Source organism: Arachnia rubra (assembly GCF_019973735.1).
Classification (GTDB): Bacteria; Actinomycetota; Actinomycetes; order Propionibacteriales; family Propionibacteriaceae; genus Arachnia; species Arachnia rubra.
The window spans coordinates 2261567-2282659 of the sequence record NZ_AP024463.1 but is presented as its reverse complement, the minus strand read 5'-3'; the positions used below and the strand labels follow the sequence as shown (position 1 = coordinate 2282659).

At 65.1% G+C, this 21093-nt stretch carries 13 protein-coding genes; 9 read left to right on the top strand and 4 right to left on the bottom strand.

All coding sequences use genetic code 11. The annotated features are described in order from the left end of the window. The 7 genes from ortA to SK1NUM_RS10445 are packed head-to-tail and all read left to right on the top strand — an operon-like array spanning position 1 to position 8227. Positions 1–294, top strand: a complete 294-nt coding sequence (ortA, locus tag SK1NUM_RS10475) for a 2-amino-4-oxopentanoate thiolase subunit OrtA (protein ID WP_212321780.1) — start codon at positions 1–3, stop codon at positions 292–294. Next, entirely contained in the window at positions 291–1703 is a 1413-nt protein-coding gene (gene ortB, locus SK1NUM_RS10470; protein WP_212321778.1) for a 2-amino-4-oxopentanoate thiolase subunit OrtB, read from the top strand. The genes ortA and ortB overlap by 4 nt, the downstream gene beginning before the upstream one ends. A 12-nt stretch (positions 1704–1715) precedes the next feature. After that, the gene (gene oraS / locus SK1NUM_RS10465) at positions 1716–2084 is read left to right on the top strand and encodes a D-ornithine 4,5-aminomutase subunit OraS (protein ID WP_212321777.1); all 369 of its coding nucleotides are present in this window, start codon (positions 1716–1718) and stop codon (positions 2082–2084) included. Positions 2085–2089: 5 nt separating this feature from the next. After that, positions 2090–4303, top strand: a complete 2214-nt coding sequence (oraE, locus tag SK1NUM_RS10460) for a D-ornithine 4,5-aminomutase subunit OraE (RefSeq protein ID WP_212321775.1) — start codon at positions 2090–2092, stop codon at positions 4301–4303. A gap of 4 nt (positions 4304–4307) precedes the next feature. After that, positions 4308–5663, top strand: coding sequence for a glutamate mutase L (locus SK1NUM_RS10455; protein ID WP_212327715.1), 1356 nt, complete (start codon positions 4308–4310; stop codon positions 5661–5663). Then, on the top strand, positions 5660–6742 hold the full coding sequence (locus SK1NUM_RS10450; protein ID WP_212321773.1) for an alanine racemase: 1083 nt from the start codon (positions 5660–5662) through the stop codon (positions 6740–6742). Before SK1NUM_RS10455 ends, SK1NUM_RS10450 begins: the two co-directional genes overlap by 4 nt. A gap of 45 nt (positions 6743–6787) precedes the next feature. Next, entirely contained in the window at positions 6788–8227 is a 1440-nt protein-coding gene (locus tag SK1NUM_RS10445) for an amino acid permease (protein ID WP_212321771.1), read from the top strand. 74 nt (positions 8228–8301) lie between these two features. Here SK1NUM_RS10445 and SK1NUM_RS10440 read toward each other — a convergent pair whose 3' ends face one another. The 4 genes from SK1NUM_RS10440 to SK1NUM_RS10425 form a co-directional block, all read right to left on the bottom strand. After that, on the bottom strand, positions 8302–9681 hold the full coding sequence (locus SK1NUM_RS10440; RefSeq protein WP_212321769.1) for a dihydrolipoyl dehydrogenase family protein: 1380 nt from the start codon (positions 9679–9681) through the stop codon (positions 8302–8304). A 42-nt stretch (positions 9682–9723) separates the two neighbouring features. Further along, on the bottom strand, positions 9724–11037 hold the full coding sequence (locus tag SK1NUM_RS10435; RefSeq protein WP_212321767.1) for an MATE family efflux transporter: 1314 nt from the start codon (positions 11035–11037) through the stop codon (positions 9724–9726). A gap of 94 nt (positions 11038–11131) precedes the next feature. After that, on the bottom strand, positions 11132–14224 hold the full coding sequence (locus SK1NUM_RS10430; protein WP_223927510.1) for a WD40 repeat domain-containing protein: 3093 nt from the start codon (positions 14222–14224) through the stop codon (positions 11132–11134). Next, positions 14160–14729 (bottom strand): helix-turn-helix domain-containing protein, encoded by a 570-nt coding sequence (locus tag SK1NUM_RS10425; protein WP_223927508.1) that lies wholly within the window; start codon positions 14727–14729, stop codon positions 14160–14162. Before SK1NUM_RS10425 ends, SK1NUM_RS10430 begins: the two co-directional genes overlap by 65 nt. 282 nt (positions 14730–15011) lie before the next feature. On the opposite strand from SK1NUM_RS10425, the gene SK1NUM_RS10420 reads away from it, so the two are divergent. Together SK1NUM_RS10420 and SK1NUM_RS10415 are read left to right on the top strand one after the other, a co-directional pair. After that, entirely contained in the window at positions 15012–18356 is a 3345-nt protein-coding gene (locus tag SK1NUM_RS10420; protein WP_223927506.1) for an Ig-like domain-containing protein, read from the top strand. Further along, a complete protein-coding gene (locus SK1NUM_RS10415) occupies positions 18343–21090 on the top strand; it encodes a fibronectin type III domain-containing protein (protein WP_223927504.1) in 2748 nt (915 codons plus the stop codon). The genes SK1NUM_RS10420 and SK1NUM_RS10415 overlap by 14 nt, the downstream gene beginning before the upstream one ends. The last annotated feature ends 3 nt before the right edge of the window (positions 21091–21093 follow it).

Genomic DNA, 21093 nt, shown 5'->3' with positions numbered 1-21093 from the left:
GTGAGCGCAACGACGGTTGCCCCGGAAGGGGCGTGGGTGGAGATCCAGCAGGTGGTGCTGGCTCCTGGGGAACGCGCGGCGGGGGTGCCGCCGGACACGGCGGCCACTCCGCTGCTGCAGTGGGTTGACGGTTTCCTCACGGCACCCGCTGCGCTGGGTGAGGAGGCGACCATCCGCACCATCATCGGGCGGACCCACACCGGGGTGCTGAGCCGGATCAACCCGGGATACTCCCACAGCTTCGGTGAGACCGTGGACGAGATCCTCACGATCGGAACGGAGTACGAATCATGAGCGACTCCTACGCCGAGGTGATGGCGCGCAAGAACCAGATCATGCGTTCCTCCCTGGGCCTGGACTACGACGAGTTCGCCATCAGCCCCATTGCCTTCGACTATGAGGCGATGATGGCGGCCACCGGCTACTCCCTCGACGATGTGGCCGAAATCCAGCGGGCCACCAAGGTCGGCAGGACCCCGCTGCACGAACTGCATCGCCTCACCGAGGCGGTGCGGGCCATCGCCGGCCCCGGCAAGGGGGCCAGGATCCTCGTCAAGGACGAGGCCGCGAACGCCTCCGGAAGTTTCAAGGCGCGCCGCGCCTCCCTCAGCGCCCACGAGGCCCGCAAGAAGGGTTTCAAGGGCATGGTCACCGCGACGAGCGGGAACTACGGGGCGGCCGTCGCCTCGCAGGCCGCCCAGCAGGGACTCAAGTGCATCGTGATCCAGGAGGTCTACGACTCCGAGCACGTCGGGCAACCCGAGATCGTCGAGAAGTCCCGGGCCTGTGAGGCCTACGGAGCCGAGGTGGTCAAACTGACGGTGGGGCCGGAGTTGTTCTACGTGCTGCTGCGCACCCTGGAGGAGACCGGCTATTTCAACGCCAGCCTCTACACCCCCTACGGAATCGCGGGGGTGGAGACGCTCGGCGCCGAGATCGGCCGTGAGGTGGAGGAACGCTACGGACGCCAGCCCGACGTGGTCGCGGTAACGCACGCCGGCGGTGGCAACCTGACGGGCACGGCCCGCGGCCTGCGCAAGGTGGGCTGCGACCAGACCCAGGTGGTGGCGGTCTCCGTCGACCTCACCGGCCTGCACATGGCATCCGACAAGGACTTCAACAACAAATCCTTCACCACGGGCCACACCGGTTTCGGGGTGCCGTTCGCCACCTGGCCCGACCGGGTGGATGTGCCGCGCAACGCGGCCCGCGCCCTGCGGTACATGGACGGCTACCACCTGGTCACCCAGGGCGAGGTCTTCTACATGACCGAGCTGCTGACGAAACTTGAGGGCCTGGAACGCGGCCCGGCCGGCAACACCAGCCTGACGGCGGCCGTCGCTCTTGCCATGCAGATGGACCGCGACCAGATCATCGTCGTCCAGGAAACCGAGTACACCGGCGCGGGCAAGCACCACAACAGCCAGCTGTCGTTCGCGAAGAGCCGGGGCATCGAGGTGCGCAGGGGCGACCCGGCGGACAACGTCCCCGGCAAGGCGATCGTCATCCCGGAGCGACTCGACCAGGTAGCGGGCAAACCCCTGGATCTCGAGAGGCTGCGCGGCAGCTACATCAGGCACGCCGCCAAGGTGCTGCCCCCCGAGCGGTGGAGCAGCAAGGACGTCGAATTCCTGGCCGCCGACGCCAACACCACCGAAGAACACGTGCGATCGCTCGTCCCTGGGGTCGCGGGCGGCGAGTGAACAGGAAGGACGATGATGAACACCGAGGAACAGGAGCGGGTCGACCGCTTCGAGAAACTACGTGCTGAACTGGCGACGCTGGACGACGACGCCCTCAAGACCAGGTTCTGGGAGCTGTGCCACAAGGTGATGGAGCCGGTGGTGGACCTGGCCCGCACGCACACCACGCCGTCGATCGAGCGGTCGGTGCTGCTGCGCATGGGTATCGACTCGGTCACCACCCATGCCGTGGTGGAGAACGTGCTCAATGCCGGGCTACTGGGGAAGGGCGCAGGTCACGTGGTGCTGCGCCTGTCCCAGCGCGACGGGTTGGACATCCGGGCGGCGGCCGCCGCCATAGCCGACGATCCGGCTGTGCTGGCCGGGCTCTTCGAGGAGTGACGAGCATGACTGACAAGCTGGACCCGAACACCAAGATCGATGTGGAGGAGATCCTCCAGGACTTGGAGAACTACCATCCGCCGCGCAAGGGCTGGACCTGGCGTACCGTCCCGAAGGACGGTGTCGACATGGGCGGCTTCCATTACCGGGACATGTCCGAGCCGCTGGAGAACAGCGTCCCGATGCCCACCGCGAAGTACTTCGAGGGCATCGACCCGCAGCCCATCCCGGTGGTCACCTCCGAGATCGCCTCCGGGCATTTCGAGGACGACATCCGGCGCATGCGCATGGCGGCCTGGAACGGGGCCGACCACATCATGGTCATCCGCACCACCGGGCAGAGCCACATCGACGGCCTCATGGAGGGAACGCCCGAGGGCATCGGCGGGGTGCCGATCACCCGCAAGCAGCTGCGCGCCAGCCGCAAGGCCTGCGACCTCATCGAGGAGGAGGTCGGCCGCCCGATCAACTTCCACAGCTATGTCTCCGGCATCGCCGGCCCGGAAGTGGCGGTGCTGTTCGCCGAGGAGGGCGTCAACGGGGCCCACCAGGACCCCCAGTACAACGTGCTCTACCGCAACATCAATGCCTACCGGAGCTACGTCGACGCTGGCGAGGCGAAGAAGGTCATGACCGGTGCCCGGATCTTCCAGATCGACGGCGCCCACAACGCCAACGCCACAGCCCGGCACGGCTGGAAGGTCATGCCCGAGCTCATGGTCCAGCACGGCCTGAACTCCGCCTTCTCCGCCATGGTCGGGATGCCGAAGGACCTGATCGGGCTCTCGACGGTGCCGCCCAGCGCCCCGCCGACCCCGAAGCTGTGGTACGACCTGCCCTACGCGGTGGCGTTGCGTGATTTCTTCTCCGAATACAAGATGCGCGCCCAGCAGAACACCCGCTACATCGAGTCCGACATCAACGAGGCAATCCGCCTCCACGTGATCGACACGCTCATCTCGATGTTGACCAGCGCAGACATCCAGAGCACCATCACCCCCGACGAGGGCCGCAACCTGCCTTGGCACTACAACTCGGTGCGTGGGGTGCAGACGGTCAAGCAGACCTGGGCTGCGCTGGACGGTATCAAGGAGCTGCTCACCCTCAACCGCGAGGGTCCCCTCGGCGAGATGGTGCGTGACCTCAAGGAACGCGCCATCGGGTTTCTTGCGGAGATGCTGCACGCGGGTGGCTACTTCGCGGCGGTGGAACAGGGGTTCTTCGTCGACTCCGCGGAGTTCCCGGAGCGCAACCACGACGGCATCGCCCGCGACGGCGAGGGCGGTATCGCCGTCGGCACTGTGATCGAGCGCGACCCCGACTACCTGGCGCCGGTCTGCGACCACTTCGGCAACAACAGCCTGCCCGCCGGGGTAGGCAAGGCCTGTGACCTGATCGGGGGCTGCACCCTCTGCGATCCCGAGAAGATCGTCTACATCGACGAGCTCGACCCAGAGGACAACGCCCACAAACGGCTCGAACGCACCGGCGAATACCGGACCGGGAACCTGCTGCGCCCCGAGGCCGAGTGGGCCGGGGATGGGGTCGCGCTGGTGGAGCTGATGATTCCAGAACGCGCCGAGATCGCCGTCGAGGCTGCCCTGGAGATGGCCAGGCGCATGGGGCTGGGAGACCCCGAGGTGGTGAACCTCCAGGTGCTGCAGCCCGCCGAGGGATGTTTCGTCGAAGTCAAGGGACATGTCGGCTTCGATGTGGACAAGACCGAGCTGACCATCCCGGAGAAGATTGAGCTGCTGCCGGAGGAGGAGTTGCGCCAGTTCGTCACCGACCACGGGATCACCGTGGTGGCGGGCACCGTCGGCGAGGACGAGCACAGCGTCGGTATGCGCGAGATCCTCGACATTAAACACGGTGGCCTCGAGAAGTATGGTGTGAAGTACCACTACCTCGGGACCTCCGTGCCCATCGAGAAGATGGTGGACGCCGCCATCGAGTCGGGTGCGGATGCGATCCTGATCTCCACCGTCATCAGCCACAACGAGGTCCATCGCACGATGATGAAGAAACTCGCCGAACTCACCAGGGAACGGGGCATCCGTGACCAGAAGGTGCTGATCGCGGGCGGAACGCAGGTCAGCCGTGACATGGCGGCCGAGACGGGCCTCGATGCGACCTTCGGGCGTGGCACCAAGGGCATCGACGTCCTCGACGCCATCGTGCGGACCATGCGTGGGCGTGAACTGGGGAAGGCCGGGTGAGCTGATGCGGGTCGTCACCACCCTCGAGATCGGGTCCACGATCACGAAGGCGAATGCTTTCTGCCTGGAGGACGGGCGGTTCAGGCACATCGGGCAGGGATTCGCCCCGACCTCCGTCGCGCAGGGAGACGTGACGATCGGTGTCGATGCCGCGATCCGGGCATCCGGCATCGAGATCGACAAGACGCAGGTTTTCGTCAACAGCTCTGCTGCCGGCGGGTTGCGGATGAGCGTGCACGGGCTCACACAGGGAATGACCGCCAGGGCCGCCAGGGAGGCGGCACTGGGCGCTGGTGCGATCGTGGGCCTGACCACCGTCGGGGCGATCGACTCCTGGGACATCGAGGATTTGCTTGAGGCGAGCCCCAATATCGTCCTGCTGGCGGGGGGAGTGGACTACGGCGAGAAACAGATCGTGGTCGACAACGCGAGGATGATCGCGGAGTCAGGGCTGCAGGTGCCAGTGATCTACGCCGGCAACATTGCCCTCCGGCGCCGGGTGCAGGACATCTTCGCGAGGAACGGTGTAGAGCTGATGTGCGCTGACAACGTCTTCCCCGACGTGGATGTGCTTCAGATCGAGCCAGTGCGCGCGCTGATCCATGAGGTCTTCAACCAGCACATCGTCACGGCTCCCGGCATGGCCCGGCTCACTGAGCTGTCCACCTTCGAGATCCTGCCGACCCCCGGGGCGGTGCTGCTGGCCGCTGAGATCTTCGCCGACACCCTTGGCGATGCCCTGGTGATCGATGTCGGCGGCGCCACTACAGACATCCACAGCGTCACCAACGGTTCCATGGAGTGGACGAGCCGCAGCATCGACCCGGAACCCAGGGCCAAACGCACCGTGGAAGGTGACCTCGGTGTCTTCGTCAATGCCCGGCAGGTGGCGGCGATGGCGGGTGAGGACGGTGATGGGGACAGGCTCGAGTATCTGCGGGCCATTCCCTCCGACGAGCGGGAGGAGGACGTCACCCGCTGGCTGGCTGAGTGTGCGGTCGAGGTCGGGATTCGCAGGCACGTTGGCACTGTCAGCGACCTGTTCACCCCGACGGGCAAGAAGCAGATCGTGCGTGGCAAGGACCTGACCGCGGTCCGCTGGATCATCGGCACTGGCGGTGCCCTGACGCGGATCCCCGGCGGGGAGGAGATCTTGGGCCGAATCCGTCTCGGCGCAGGGGCGCGGTTGATGCCACCTCCCGAGGCACGCATCCTCATTGACCGCGACTACCGGTTCTCTGCGCTGGGGACCCTGGCGCAGGTCTATCACGAGGAGGTTGCTGCCACCTTCGCCGACTGGGTGACCAGTGAGGTGGGAGAGATTCCCCGTGTCACTGGTGAGGAGGTGCCGGACGTATGAGCGTGGAGACACCCAGGCTTGAGATCCACATCGACCGGATCGCTCAGAATGCCGCCGCCGTGATCTCCCAGTGCGGCTCCAGCGGAATCCAGGTGGCGGCGGTCACCAAGGTGATGCAGGCTCACCCGGCTCTTCTCCGGGCGCTGGAGGGCTCGGGGTGTGTGATGCTGGCCGATTCCCGGATCGACAACTTGAAACGGGTCGCGGAGGCCGGCATGGGGCTGCCCACCATGCTGTTGCGGGCGCCGACTCCCTGCAATGCCCCTGAGGCGGTGCGCTGGGCTGACTATTCCCTCATCTCGTCACGTGAGACCGCGGAGGCGCTTTCAGGGGCCGCTGGCTGGGCTGGGTTGCGGCACAAGGTGGTGGTGATGGTCGACGTCGGTGACCTGCGTGAGGGAGTGTGGCCGGACCGTGCCGTCGACGTCGTCGCAGGCATCGCCCACCTGCCCCACCTGGAGGTGGCTGGTTTGGGAACCAATCTCGCGTGCTTCGGCGGGGTGGTGCCCACCCGGGAGAAGATGGAGATGCTGACCGGTATCCGTGACGAATGCCGCAGCGTCACCGGGCATCCCCTGGAATTGGTCTCCGGCGGCAACAGCGCAAACCTGCCGCTGCTGGCAAGCGGAGACATGCCAGATGGGATAAACCATTTGCGTATCGGGGAGGCCATCGTCCTGGGCCGCAATGTGCTGGACCGCTCACCCTGGCCTGGAACCCGGCAGGACACCGTGGGACTCGTGGCAGGGGTGATCGAGCTGCAACGCAAGCCGTCGGTGCCGGTGGGCGAGACCGGGCAGGACGCCTTCGGCAACACCACCCATTTCACCGACCGTGGCCTGCGGCTCCGTGCCATCTGTGACATCGGGCGTCAGGACGTCGCCCCGGAAGCCATCGAGCCCATCGATCCAGGCATAGAGGTGCTTGGAGCCAGCAGCGATCATCTGATCATCGACGTTACCGACGCCAGGTCCCCGGTCGCTGTCGGCTCTGAGGTGCGATTCCTACCCAGCTACGGAGGACTGTTGTCCGCCAGCACCTCCCCCCACATCCGGAAACAGGCCGTGCGGCGGCATTAGTACAGTTCCGAGAGATTCAGTAGTTATCGAACAAAGGAGTTCCCAGTGAGTACTGAGAATAAGGTCTTCGATGCAGGCCCAGACGAGAAAAGTGAAGAAGGACAAGAGCTGCAGAGAGGTCTAAGTAACCGGCACCTTCAGCTGATTGCTCTTGGTGGAGCCATTGGCACCGGAATGTTTATGGGGTCTAGCAACACCATCCATGAAGCTGGCCCTTCAAGCATGCTTGTGTACGCCGTTATAGGATTCTTCCTGTATTTCATGATGCGCGCCATGGGTGAGATGCTCTTGTCGAATCTGAAATACCGCTCATTCCGTGATATTGCGGAGGATCTGCTCGGGCCGGCCGGCGGGTTCATTGCTGGATGGACCTATTGGTTTGCCTGGGTTGTAGCGGCCATGGGTGATCTTGCTGCCATTACGGGATATGCTCAGTTCTGGTGGCCAGAGGTTCCCAAGTGGTTGCCTGCTGCTGTGCTAGCGGGAACACTTCTAGTTTTGAACCTGCTGGCCGTGAAATACTTTGGCGAGGCTGAGTTCTGGTTTGCTCTGATCAAGCTGGTTGCTGTCGGCGCCTTGGTGGTGGTTGCGGCCTGTTTGCTGTTCTCTGGCTTCGTCTCGCCGGATGGGCAGCCCGCCACCGTCGAGAATCTATGGAATGACGGTGGGTTCTTCCCCAAGGGCTTCGGCGGGTTCCTGCGCGGCTTCCAGATTGCTTTCTTCGCCTTCGTTGGGCTTGAAATTGTTGGAACCGCAGCTGCGGAAACCAAGGATCCTGAGCGTAACTTGCCCAAAGCCATTAATGCGATTCCAGTGCGGTTGGCGCTGTTCTATGTGCTGGCGCTGGCGGCCATCACCATCGTCATCCCGTGGCGGGAAGTCGTTCCTGGTGTGAGCCCCTTCGTCTCAATGTTCTCTCTGGCAGGTTTTGGGGCAGCTGCTCACGTGATGAATTTTGTTCTGCTGACGGCTGCTGCCTCTTCGGATAACTCAGGCCTGTACTCGACCTCCCGGATGGCGTACGGGCTCGCACTTGATGGTCAAGCTCCCCAGGCTTTCAAGAAGCTGTCCAAGCGCAAAGTTCCTCGTAATGCATTGATCTGCTCCTGTGCGCTGCTCATGACGGGAGTCGTTTTCCAGTACACCTCTGAGGATATTGTGCAGGCCTTTGAGCTGGTCACCACTATCACGGCGGTCTTGTTCCTGTTCATATGGGCTTTTATCGTCGTCTGCTACCTGGTGTATCGGAAAAAGAATCCCGAGCTGCACGAGAAGTCTGTTTACAAGATGCCTGGCGGAAGGGTCATGTGCTGGGTTGTTCTGGTTTTCTTTGCGATCAGCCTGGTGATCTTGTATTTCGATGAGGATAAGCGGGCAGCCGTCCTCTGGACACCAGTTTGGTTCCTGATTATCATTCCCTGCTATTTCATCAACAAGAAGGCACGTGGCGGCAAGAGCGCCTCGGCTCAGGATGTTGCTCAATGATCCCAACATGAGATGAAGGGACGGACGCGCTATGCCGTCCGTCCCTTCGCGCTTTGGCTTTTATGAACGCATCATCAGGGCGTGTGCAACCCGGCCAAGACCTCGTTGAACGCCTCTGTAGTCGACGGGTGGGTCCAGATCCCGTCGCGCAGCTGTGAGGCGGTCACCCCATTCCTCATGGCCAGCGCCACCAGGTTGATGACCTCCTGGGCATCGACGCTGAAGATGGTCGCACCGAGTATCTCGTCGGTGCCGGGCGCAACCAGGACCTTGATCAGGCCGTGAGTCTCGCCCAGGGTCTTGGGGCGGGGCATGGCCGCGATCTGCGCGACAGGTTTCGACGCCACTAGGTAGGTGACTGCCTGGGCAGTGGCCTCACGCTCACTCAGCCCCACCTGCGCCAGCGGGGGAGTGATGAAAGTCGTGGTCGGGATAGCTTTTCGGTCGGCCCGGGACCGGTGTGAGTCACCGACGAGCTGGTCCTTGACAATCCGGTAGTCATCAAGGGAGACGTAGGTGAACTGTGGACCTCCATTGACGTCACCCACCGCCCAGACGCCGTCGGCGCTAGTGCGCAGCTGATCATCTACGACGATGAAGCCCCGCTCGTTAGTCTCGATCCCGGCAGCGGGCAGATCCAGCGCAGCGGTCTCCGGCTTACGGCCAACGGCCACCAACACCGCGTCGGTCTCGAACGTGCCTGCGCCGCAGACCACCTGCCTACCGTCGTCCTCGATGGCGGAGACGGGAGCGTCGGTGACGATCTCGATGCCGCGGTCGGCCAGGGTGGTGACCACAGCCTCACGCACGTCATCATCCAGGGCAGGCAGGAAGGTTGAACCACGTTCCAGGATCCGTACCGCTGAACCGAAGGCGGCGAACATGCTCGCGAACTCGAGTCCGATGAAGCCGCCTCCGATGATCGTCAGGCTCGGGGGAACCCGGCCGCCAGCGATGTGTTGGATGGTGGTCGAGTCGTAGACGGACTCACCGTTGATACCTGGGATGTCAGGCATCGCAGGAGAGGTACCGGTGTTGATCACCACCGCCTCCGCGCTGATATCGAGGGTCTCGGAACCGGCCTGGACCCTCACCTCGTGCGGGCCGATGAAGCGCGCCTCACCGCTGACGAGGGTGACAGTCTCCAAACTGGCGAGCATCGCATGGTTGGCGGCGCGGAGTTTATCTATCAGGGCGTCACGGGATGCGATGGCCTTTGGCAGGTACTCATCCGGGGCCTGCTCCCCGCGGCGTTCCGCGAGATTCACCAGGGTCTTGGTCGGAACGCAGGCAACATTGATGCAGGTGCCGCCGGCCATCGAATCATCGCGCTCCACCAGCACGACCCGTTTACCCGCGGAGGCCAGGTCGCGGGCCAGGGTCTTGCCTGCCTTACCCCAGCCGATGACCAGAAGGTCGGCCTCCAGGTTCAGATGTTTGGTTGAATCATCCATGTGGTCACCGTAGTGCGTGCCAGCCCGCATCGGTGGGATATTTCAGCCGGCGACGAGCCAGGCGTCTGAGCGTTCCCGCCACCACAGCGTCAAGGCCCGGACCCCCATGAAGCCCAGCGAAAACGCCAGCCACAACCAGGTCAGTCCCGGTATGCCCGCGGGCGCGTACCAGGCCACGGCCAAGATCATCGGTGCATAGACGACGAGCGTGATAATGCTCGCCCAGGCCAGGTAGGGGCCATCCCCGGCGCCGATCAGGACCCCGTCGAACAGGGTCACCCACGAGGCGATCACCAGCGTGCAGCCGACCACCACCAGCACTGCCGCCACTGCCTCGCGCACATCCCGGTCCGGGGAGAACAGCGCCGCCAGCGGCTGCCGCACCAGCAGCGTCACGACCCCCAGGACGACCCCGGCACACAGCGACCACCAGGTCATCCGGCGCGCCAACGCCCGGGCCTCCTCAGGCCGGGACGCACCGAGAGCCTGCCCGATCAGGGTCTGCCCTGCGATGGCTAACGCATCCAGGACGTACTGCAGGAAACTCCAGATGGTGAACCCCACCTGGTGCGCAGCCAGTGCTACCTCGCCGTAGCGGGCCGCTGTCCATAGCGTCAGCAACAATGCGGCGCGGAAGGCCAGGGTACGGATCAACAATGGGATCCCGACCAGAAGACTCGTCCTCATACCCGCGGCCCGAGGGCGCCGTGCCGCCCCAACCCGCCCCGCCCCACGCAGCACGACCCCAGCTGCCGCCAGCCCCATCAGGGTCTCGGCCAGTGCGGTCGCGGCCCCCGAGCCTGCGATTCCCATGCCGAACCCGAACACCAGGAGGACGTCCCCGAGAAGGTTCAGGACAGCGGCCCCGATCGCCAGCAGCATCGGGGTGCGGCCATCGGCCATGCCACGCAACGTTCCCGTGGCAGCCAACACCAGGAACATCCCCGGTAATCCCGGCAGCGACCATCTGAGATAGGCGATCGCCTGCTCAAGGACGGCACCACTCGCTCCGAGCCAGGCCGCCAGCTGCGGGGCGAAACCCCAGGAGACCACGCCGATGCCCATCCCCAGGACCACAGCCAGCCACATGGCCTGAATCCCAGACTCCACCGCCTCCTGCTGCCGCCCGGCACCCATCAGGCGCGCCACGGTCGCTGTGGAACCGTAGGCGAGAAAGATGAACGCCCCGACCATTGCCAGCGTCAAGGTAGAGCCAACGCCCAGGCCGGCCAAGGGCTCCGTGCCGAGCTGCCCGACGATCGCGGTGTCGGCCATGACGAACAGAGGCTGGGCTACCAGCGCCGCGAACGCAGGCAGCGCCAACTCCAGGATCTGACGATTCAAAGATTGCGGCACCCCGTGATCCTAGTGTCGTGTGGCGTGAGTTCGCCGGTGTTTTTCGGCCCCGGAACCGCCTCCCACTCGAACTCCCACCACACGACACCAGACGTCAGGAGCAGCCGTTCATGAAAGGCACCCCGGGGGCGAGGCGGCTCCATTCCTGGGGCGTCAACGGATCGCCGAGCCGGGAGCACAGGTCGGCTGCGGCAGCGGCTCCCTCGCCGGGCCACGAGACCGCCGTACCGTCCGAGAGCGCCAGCAGGAGCCGGCCATCCGCGAAATCAGCACCGGCGATAGAGGCCGCCGGGTGCTCGATGTGCAGGCTCAGCGCTGGGGCATCTGGTGTTGTCTCCCAGGCCCATAGGTCGCCTTCCACACTCGTGGCCAGCAGATGAGTGCCGTCGGTGCTGAAACGCAGTCTCTCCAAGGAGACATGAGCGTCGGAGAGCCGGGCCGACACCTGCGGGCTGGCCGGATCGGCCAGGTCGATGAGCGAGATCTCCCCGTTGAGGGCCCCGACGGCCAGCTGGCCAGAGGGAGAGAAATCGAAGGTGCATGGCACCAGATGCCCAGGCAGGCTCGCCTCGGCACGGATCTCGGGACCCGCATCGGTGATCGCCGCCACGACGAATCCCGTGCCGTCGGCGCTCATGGCCGCCGCAAGCGTGCCATCAGAGTTGAACGCTAGCCCACCCGGCCATGCGTGCAGGCTGCCCTGAAGGGACCAGCCGGTCTCTGTCCTGCGATACAGGTGATAGCCGGCCTGGCTCCGGTGGCCGATCGCCAGGTGCCTGCCATCCGGAGAGATGACAAGGTCGATCACCGCCCGGGTTTCATCGATGACCTGCTCCACGCTGTAGCCATCACCGTTGGCGCCTAGCACCACCACCTTTCCGTCATCTGACTGCGTCACCAGGGTTCTCCCCGTGGCATCTGAGGCGGCGTGCGACAGGTAGCCGGTGCCGTCGGGGGAGGGCGCCACCGTCATCTCGTGGGCTCCCGGGGTGGTGGCATCCAGAACCCGCGGGCCAGCGGCCGTGGTGATGATCAGCCTGCCTCCGGCCTGTCGGACATCATGCATCTTGACGCCGTTGCTACCCAGCAGGACCGGCGGCGGCCGCCACAGGGCCACAGTCCCGTCGGTGGCGCCGGTCAGGAATCCGTCGGCACCCCTGGCGATACTCGTGATGACGCTGCGCACGGGACTGCTCTCGATGGTCTGGCCCGTCTTGTCCATGACGACGGCCTCACCCTGGGAGCCGCCCAGGACCACGCGGTCTCCCAGGTGCTTGACCGCGTGCACCCCCGATTTCATGGGAAGCTCCCGCGCGACCTGCGCAGAGGTCCCAGAGATGCCGAGCAGCAGAGCGTTCGAGGCGCTGCTTCCAGCCAGGATTTCAGTGTTGTCCTCGGAGACGTCGAGGGAGAGGATCTGCCCACCCACCTGGACATCCGGCAAAGCGGCTCCCGAGGAGTCGAACAACGCCAGCCGGCCCCGGGGACCACCCGCGGCCACGAGATCGGGCGTGGCGGTCAGGGCCATGACGGCAACATCCTCTCCGAGCTGGAGGGTGCTCAGGACCTCAGGGTGGTCCGGCTTCTCCAGGTTGATACGCAGCACCTCGCCGTGCAGGTTCCCTATCAGCGCCACCCTGCCCTGCCAGGCCGTGCTGTATGAGGTGACGCCCGGTGTGGCCCACTCACCCAGTTTCCGAGGAGCGCGGGTCAGGTCCCACACCGATGCCGTGCGCTGGCCGGCGACGATCACGAGGCGGCGGCCATCCTGCAACACCGGCTGCACCGCGAAGAGCTGCCCCCCATCGGTGTCGATGGTCTCGGGTTCGGTCTTCAGGTTGCCGTCCCGCCACAGGGTCAGCTTTCCACTGCTGTCTCCCCGTAGGACGGCGGCGTCTCTCGGTGCGGTCGCCACCATGGTGTTTCCCGTGGGGCCGAGGACCCGCTGTGGAGCCGCTGTGCCCGCCGACTCGATCACAGACGAACGTGTCTGGGAGTTGTCCTCCAGCCGGTATGATGCGACGGCCAGCTCGGCGGCCTCATTGGGGTCGGTGTCCCGGGTCTGGCCTGAGACGAGGGCCAGCTGCTGGGCTTGGGCCGTTCTGGCGGTGGTGCTTGCCTGCTGGGCGAATCCATTGGAACGGACGCCGAGGAAAGCCGCCACCACAGCCAGGACCACGGCGATGGCTGCAATCACCAGGGCGCCATGCTGCTGGGCGCGGGTGCGCTTCAGCTGGGCTTCCTGCGCGGCCTCGTGGCTGCGGCCTGTGGCCAGCGAGGCCTCAATGAACTCGCGCTCATCCTTCGTCAAGACAGGGGCGTTCTCGCTTTGCGACCAGGACTGCCACATCACGGCCTCCGCGGGCAACAGGCCCTCTGGTTTCCGTCCGCCCTCATCCCAGAGCCGCGTCGCCATGTGGATCCGCCGCCCAACCAGCAGCGTGGCCTCTTCCTGCGTGACCCAGCTACGCAGCCGGTGCCAGCGGGTCAGCAGGGCCTCATGAGCGATGCTCAGCTGGTCCTCCCTGAGGCTGAGGAGACGTGATGCCACGAACGCCTCTGCCACCGGGACCAGCTGTGGCGATAGCGAGCTGAACGGGATCGAGCGGCGCAGCAGCTGTTTCGCGTCCACGACCACCAGCGACAGCATGAGCCGCTGGACCAGCTGCTGACCGCCGGGCGGAAGGGCCTGCAGCACGGCCTCGGCCTCGTCGTTCAGCGAGGCCCACAGCCCGCCCGATGTGAGATAGCTGGAGGCTGTCAGGGTGTCTCCGGCTGAAGCGGTCCAGCAGTGGCGCAGCGTGTTTGACAACAGCGGCAGTACGACCCCCGGGTCGGGATAGCCGTACTGGTGCAGGTCACGGATCAGCACCTCGACCAGTTCGGGGGAGACCGCGCGGCCGTGGTACCGCGCTGGGGCCTCGATGATCTGATGGTATTCAGCAGTCGTTAGGGGGCCTATCAGGACCGGTGTGGCCAGGAAGGACGCCAGGCGGGGATGCCGCAGGACAGTGCCAACCGCGTCCGCGTTGAGGCCGGTCACGCAGACCACATGGCCGGGCAGCTGGCACAGGATGTCGGCGAGCTGCTCAGTCTCGTCGTCGTCGAGGTGCTGGAGATCCTCAAACTGGTCGACGACCAGCAGGCTCGCCTCCGGGGGCACCTTCCAGGTGAGGAGGTCGCGCACCCTTAGCTGCGCGGGAATCAGACTGGACAGTGGGCCGTCCGGGGCCGTGCCGCGCCCGATGAGCCCAGCTGCGAGAAGCGACGACTTGCCCGTGCCAGATGCCCCGATCAGTGTCACCACCCGGGGGGGGTTCCGCCTCGGCACAGGCCGTCAGAAGCTCCTCCAGGGTGCGTTCTCGTCCCATGAAGAGGCCGGACTCCGCGGTCGTGTAGGGCCGCAGGCCGACATAGGGGGGTTCCACGACGACGCTGGAACGGCGCATCCGGTCGATTGCCTCTGCCCAGGCCGCCTCGTCTTGAACCGTGACGAGTTGCAGAGCGCGCAGCAGTTTCATGAACTGCGGCATGAGCGACGGGGTGGGCAGATGCCTGCCCTCCAGCCATCCCTGGGCGGTCGAGGCGGGGACCTCAGCTATCGCGGCGGCGCGCCGGATAGACAGGCCAGCCCGGCTCCGTGCCGCTGCCATCTGCTGCGTCAGGGCGCTGCGGCTGAAAGGAGGGAGCATGTGGACTACCCTAAAGGGTGTCATCTAAAAGGAGGGCTGAGTGCACGGATCATTGGCCTAAAGTGAATTCCTGCATGCAGGATGCAGAAAAATCAAATCGTTCTGGCTAGGCATGATGTTTGTAGAGCCAGTCTCGTACAGGTCCATACACCCCATAGTTTGGAGACGGGCCCAGGGTAACCCCTAATGTTCCACTCAGCCCAGGCACATTCCTGAGAGCGTGGAAGGCGGGGGGTGCCTGGGCTGATGATTTGACTGGGCAAGAGGGAGGAAGAAGGTCGCATGGCTCTGGTCACGCGCAGGCGCGTCGAGACCGCGCTGGTTGGTCTCGTCGCGCTTTCCCTCGGGGTTCTCGCCCTGATTCACCGGGGAGTGCCTGCGGCTGATGTCGAACTCAACGACGGCGGGGTGTGGGTCACGAATCAGACGCAGCGACTGGTCGGGCACCTCAACCACGAGTCACAGACGATCGACGGGGCGATCCGGCCCTCGGCCAGTTCCTTCGATGTCACCCAGTCGGCTGGGAACGTTCTCGTGCGCAGTGCCGACAGCGTCCAGCCGGTGGATGTGGCCTCGGTCGCCTTCCTGGGCGAGGCCGGAGTCGCTGGGGTTCTCGTGGCTCATGGCGGGGACGAGGTGCTCTTCGCTGATCAGAGTGAGGGACGCATCTGGGCCACCGACACCCGGGGGGCCGCGGGCTTCAGCCTCACAGCCGAGCCGCTCTTGAAGGGGCTGGACACACCTCGGGTAGCCGTCGGCACAGACGGCACCGGGTACGTCCTGACCGCCGAGGGTCAGCTGCGCACCGTCACGGGAACCGATTCTGAGGCAACGGTCAGGGAACAGGGCCAGAAGGTGAATGGGAGGCTGTCGGACTCAGCCCAGCTCACGGTAGTCGGTGACAAGGTAGCCGTGCTGGACGGCACCACGTTGACCGTGGACGGGCGCGCAGTCGAGGATCCCGGGTTCGAGGGAGGCATCGTCCAGCAGCCATCAGGACCCTCCAGCATGGTCGTGGTCGCGACCCCGTCGGAGCTGATCAAGGTGGAGATCGCCTCAGGCAGGATCACCCGGGAGAGCATCTCGAGTGGTAAGCCCGTCGCACCGGTCCAGCTGCAGGGCTGTATCCATGCGCTGTGGGCGGAGTCGGGCTACTACATGCGTGACTGCGGTGGCAGAGATTATGAGAAGACCCAGCATCCCGAGCTGGCCTCGGCCAAACAGCCGGTGTTCCGCACCAACCGCAAGGTGGTCGTCATCAATGACGAGGTCACCGGCGATGTCTTCCTGCCCCTGAAGCAGATGGCCAAGGTGAACAACTGGGAACAGGTCGAGTCCCAGCTGGAGGACGAGAAACAAAAGAAGGACCCCGAGGAGACTGAGAAGTCCCAGACCCGTGAGTTCTCGGAGGAACAACACCCGCCACAGGCCGTGGACGATGATCTGGGAGCCAGGCCGGGGACCGCGACGGTGCTCCCCGTCCTGATGAATGACATAGACCAGGATGGCGATGTGCTGACGGCGGTGCTGCGGGATGTGCCCGAGGGGGTGAAGCTCTCACTCGCCAAGGAGGGACGTGCGATCCGTATCGAGGTGCCTGCGGACGCGAAGGGGCCGATCACCTTCACCTACCAGGCCTTCGATGGCGTGGATGTCTCGAATGTCGCCACGGTCACGGTGAACCTCCGCTCAGAGAACGAGAACTCGGCGCCTCGCAGGGTGCGTGACAGCCAGGTCAACATCAGCGAGCGGGCCTCCGCCAGCTACTCGGTGCTTGCGGACTGGGTGGATCCGGACGGCGACCCTATCTACCTCCAGCAAGCCAGCGCGGAGAACAGCCTTGAGATGACGTGGCGGCCTGATGGGTATGTGTCCCTGAAGGACCTGGGCAAGGGCGGACCCGGGCACCGCGCAGTGAACCTGACCGTGTCCGATGGACGTGACGCGGCCACCGGTGAGCTGGCTGCGCAGGTGTCCCCGGGATCCACGAACTCCCCACCCGTGGCCAACAACGACCATTACGTCGCTACGGTGGGGCAGGCGATCACCCTGGAACCGCGCAGCAACGACACGGACGCCGACTCCGATGAGTTGAAACTCGTCGAGGTCTCCGCCGCCCCGGCGGACACCGAGATAAAACCCGACTACCAGGCGGGGACGATCCGTTTTGTGGCCTCGAAGCCAGGGAACTACACCTTGGTCTATGGGATCACGGACGGCCCGAATAATGCGAAGGGGCGCATCCGGGTGGACGTGGTAGACCCGAACTCCTCGGGTCTGCAGCCTGTGCCTGAGAACGATCTGGGGCTGCTGCCCTCCAACGGCTCCGTGTCCATCAACGCCCTCGAGAATGACTTCGACCCGGCGGGCGGGGTGCTGGCCATCCAGGGGGTCTCCCAGGCCGATGCCCCAGGGCTCAACATCGAGGTAGTCAAGCACTCCCAGTTACGGATCACCGCCCCGGCTGGGATCGACACGCCGCAGAGCTTCACGTACACGGTGAGCAATGGTCATGAGTCCGCCACCGCGAAGGTGCTGGTGATCCCGAAGGAACCGCCGGCCACGGTCCAGTCACCAGTGGCCACGCCAGACAGTACGAACGTACGGGTCGGTGACCTGGTGACTGTGCCCGTGCTGAGCAACGACTACTCCCCGGCGGACCTTGACCTGTCCCTGGCACCGGAGCTCGACGTTCGCTCGGACCCGGCGCTCGGCGAGTTCTTCATCTCCGACGGTATGGTCCGGTTCCGGGCAGGAAGCGAAGCCGGTACCGCGGAGGCGATCTACACTGTTCGTGACTCGCAGGGCAATCCGGCCTCGACCACGGTGACCATCAACATCCGTGCCATGGATGTGCGTAATGAGCAGCCGGCGCCCAAACAGCTCGACTCCAGGACCTTCGCGGGCTCCTCGGTGCGGATACCGGTGCCTCTAGACGGCATCGACCCTGACGGTGACTCGGTCACGCTGGGCGGGCTTGGAGGGCAGGTGCCGAAGCTCGGGGCTGTGAAGGTGGAGGGGAACTACCTCGTCTACGAAGCGGCGAAAGGGGTTTCGGGAACCGACACCTTCACCTACCGCGTGCTCGACCGTTTCGGGGCTGAGGGCGAGGGGGTGATCCGCGTCGGCGTGGTACCACCGCCAGCTGCCAACCAGCCGCCTGTCGCTGTCGCCGATGAGGTGTCGGCGCGCCCGTCGACCCGGCTGGAGATCCCGGCCCTGGCCAACGACATCGACCCCGACGGTGACCAGCTACAGCTGGTGAAGGGCTCGGCCGCTGCGACTGACAGCAGTTGGGAGCCGAAGGCGCAGACTAGGGGACAACGGATCGTCGTGGTCACTCCTCCTGAGGAGGGGGTCTATCACCTGTACTACACGATCACCGACGGCGGCGGTGTCTCCGACCGGGGCGTGGTCACGGTCAGGGTTGATTCCAAAGTCTCGCCCAGAGCGCCCGTGGCGAATGATGACGTCGTCCCGGCCGCGAAGATCGCAGGGACCGACCAGGTCGAGGTGCCTGTGCTCGAGAATGACTCCGACCCGGACGGGGTGGTCTCCGAATTGAAGGTCACGGCCGAGTCCCCAGCCACGGTCAAGGGGGGGAACGGTCACGGTGCCGGTCTCTGACGAACGGCAGATCGTGCTGTACACCATCACCGATGCCGACGGACTGTCTTCGCGTGCCGCCATCGTGGTTCCCGGAAGGGCAGCCGTTCCACCCGCCATCAACACCAGCAGGGGACAGGCTCGTGTCAAGGCGGGTGAGCCCCTGAACATCAGATTCCAGGACTGGGTGGTCACCCGCCCTGGGCGCACTGCACGCCTGACCAGCGTCGACTCGGTGCTCGCTGGCCCGGGAGGAAGCGCTGAGGCTGGCAACAATGGCGTCAAGGTGGTGGATGACCAGACCATAGAGTTCACCCCCGACAAGAGTTTCGCGGGTCAGACGACGGTGTCCTTCGAGGTCACCGACGGTCAATCCATGGATGACCCGCAGGCCTTGAAGAGCAAACTCAGCCTGAGCGTCATCGTCGAGGGCGACGGGCAGCAGCCACCGCAGCTCAGACCCACCCAGCTCCGGGTTGCCCCCGGCGAGCCTGCCCAGCAGATTTCGCTGAGTGCCATGGTTACGGACCCGAATCCGGGGGACAACGACACGATGACCTACTCTCTGGTGAGCACAGATGGCCCAGTTCAGGCCAGCGTGTCGGGGCAGGAGCTCACCATCTCCGTGCCCACAGGCACACCGGTCGGCGCCTCGGCCTCCGTGGTCGTCCAGGCGCATGACGGGTCGACGGAGCCGGTGAACATGACCATCCCGGTCACCGTGATCGCATCTACGCGGCCACCTATGACGGTTTCTGAGGTGGTTGAACGCGACGGGAGGGTGGGGAACCCCGTTTCCTTTGACCTGTCGAGGCTGGTTACGAACCCCTTCGCGGATTCGGGTGGGGAGATCACCCTGGTGGGCAGCCCCCAGGTGCGCGGGTCGGCCACGGTGAGCGCGGAGGGCAGGACTCTCACAATCACGCCAACAGACCCAGGGACAGGGGCGGATTCCGTGGACGATGTCCTGGTCTCCTACCGCGTGGCGGATGCCACCAACGATCCTTCGCGGGAGCGCACAGGCATCATCCGGATCGTTGTCAAGGACGTGCCCAGGGCGCCGACCGCCGTGACAGCCCAGTATGTGAGTTCCCAGACGGCGCGGGTCTCCTGGACCCATGCCGGCTGGCGGGGCGCCACCCCGAAGGGGTTCACGGTTTTCTGGCGTGGCGGTAGCAAGACCTGCGGGCTCCAGACCACCTGCGACATCCCAGGGCTGGCGAACAGCGGGCGCTACACGTTCACGGTCAAGGCCGAGGTGGAGGAGTCTGACCTGAACTCCCGCAGCCCGCAGTCCGCGCCGAGCAACGAGATCCTGGTGGACGCACTCCCGTCCAAACCCTCCGCCCCCGTCCCCGCCTTCGGCGACCAGCAGATCTCCCTTGCCTGGGATGCCGCGACGGTCCCGGGCGGCGGCTCGCCGGTCACCCGGTACACCGTCACGATGTACCCCGGCGGGCAGAAGCAGGAGACCACCGCGACTAGCCTCACGTGGACGGGTCTGACGAACGGGCAGGCCTACACGTTCACGGTCACAGCCCACAACCGGTTGACGGACGAAAACAGCCAGCTCACCCCGCCCACCAGTGATGAGTCACGCGCGGAGACCCCCGCGGGCGCTCCGTCAGACCAGGGGGAGCCGAAGGTGACTATGGACACGAGTTCGAGTTCGGTCAAACCCAGGGCGAACATCACGTGGTCCCCACCCGGGAATCCCAATGGCGACTCGAATTTCCGGTATGTGGTAACCGATGAGAATGGCCGGGAGGTGTGCCCGGAGCAGCAGTCCACCACCTGCACGACGCCGATGGACCCGTCCACCGAGACGGTGACGTTCACGGTGCGCTCCACCAACAAGTCCGGTCAGTGGTCGGCCCCCTCGCCCGCGTCGAACGCCGTGCGTGCCTTCCAGCCGCCGGGGGCACCCACCAGGTTCTCCCTGAAGCCGACCGGCAAGGGCAACGAGGTGCAGTTCGACTTCGGGGCCGCCTCGGGCAACGGGGTCAAGGAGAGCGAGATCACCTACCGCTGGAGCGCTGGGGGGCATTCCGGCACGGTCAAGCCGGGGACGACGGTGGTGACCAGCTCTGCCTTCCAGTTGGGGCAATCGGTCACCGTCCGGCTCGTCGCTGTCGCGAATGTCCTCGGCCAGACCTCCGAAGGGGAGGCGGCGACCGCCACCGTGACGGCCTACGGCCCGCCCCAGGCACCCGTCGTCAGCAGTGAGGGTGGGGTGGAGCAGGCCTCCCTGCGCTGGCAGGTTCCCGGCTCCAGCAACGGGGCCCGTGTCAAGCAGGTCGAGATCACCACCACGGTCAAGGCTGAGGGCAAAGACGCCAAGACCGATACCTGGACGACAGACGACCTGTCGGGTTCCGTGGACAAGGGCGACGGACGCAAGCAGAATGTCTGTGTGAAAGCCCGGGCCCAGAACGAACACGGCGTCTGGAGTGAGTATTCCAGCGAGTCCTGCGCCTCGACCTGGGGAGACAAGAAGGCGACCCTCACCAGGGATGACTCATACAACTGCCAGGGCCAGGGGTGGGGATGCCTTAAAGTCACAGTGCAGAACTGGGAACCTGGTGAGACAACCTGCAAACTTCCTAGCCCCAGGCGGCACGACGATGATGAAAAAATAAAGATCAGGGTTCGCAGGATCGACCCCAGCGGCAACGGGGCGAGTGATCCATTCCCGGCTGATTTGTTATCCGAGGGCTATGGCGATGGCAAAGATGTCACTGGCGAGTGCAAGTGACGT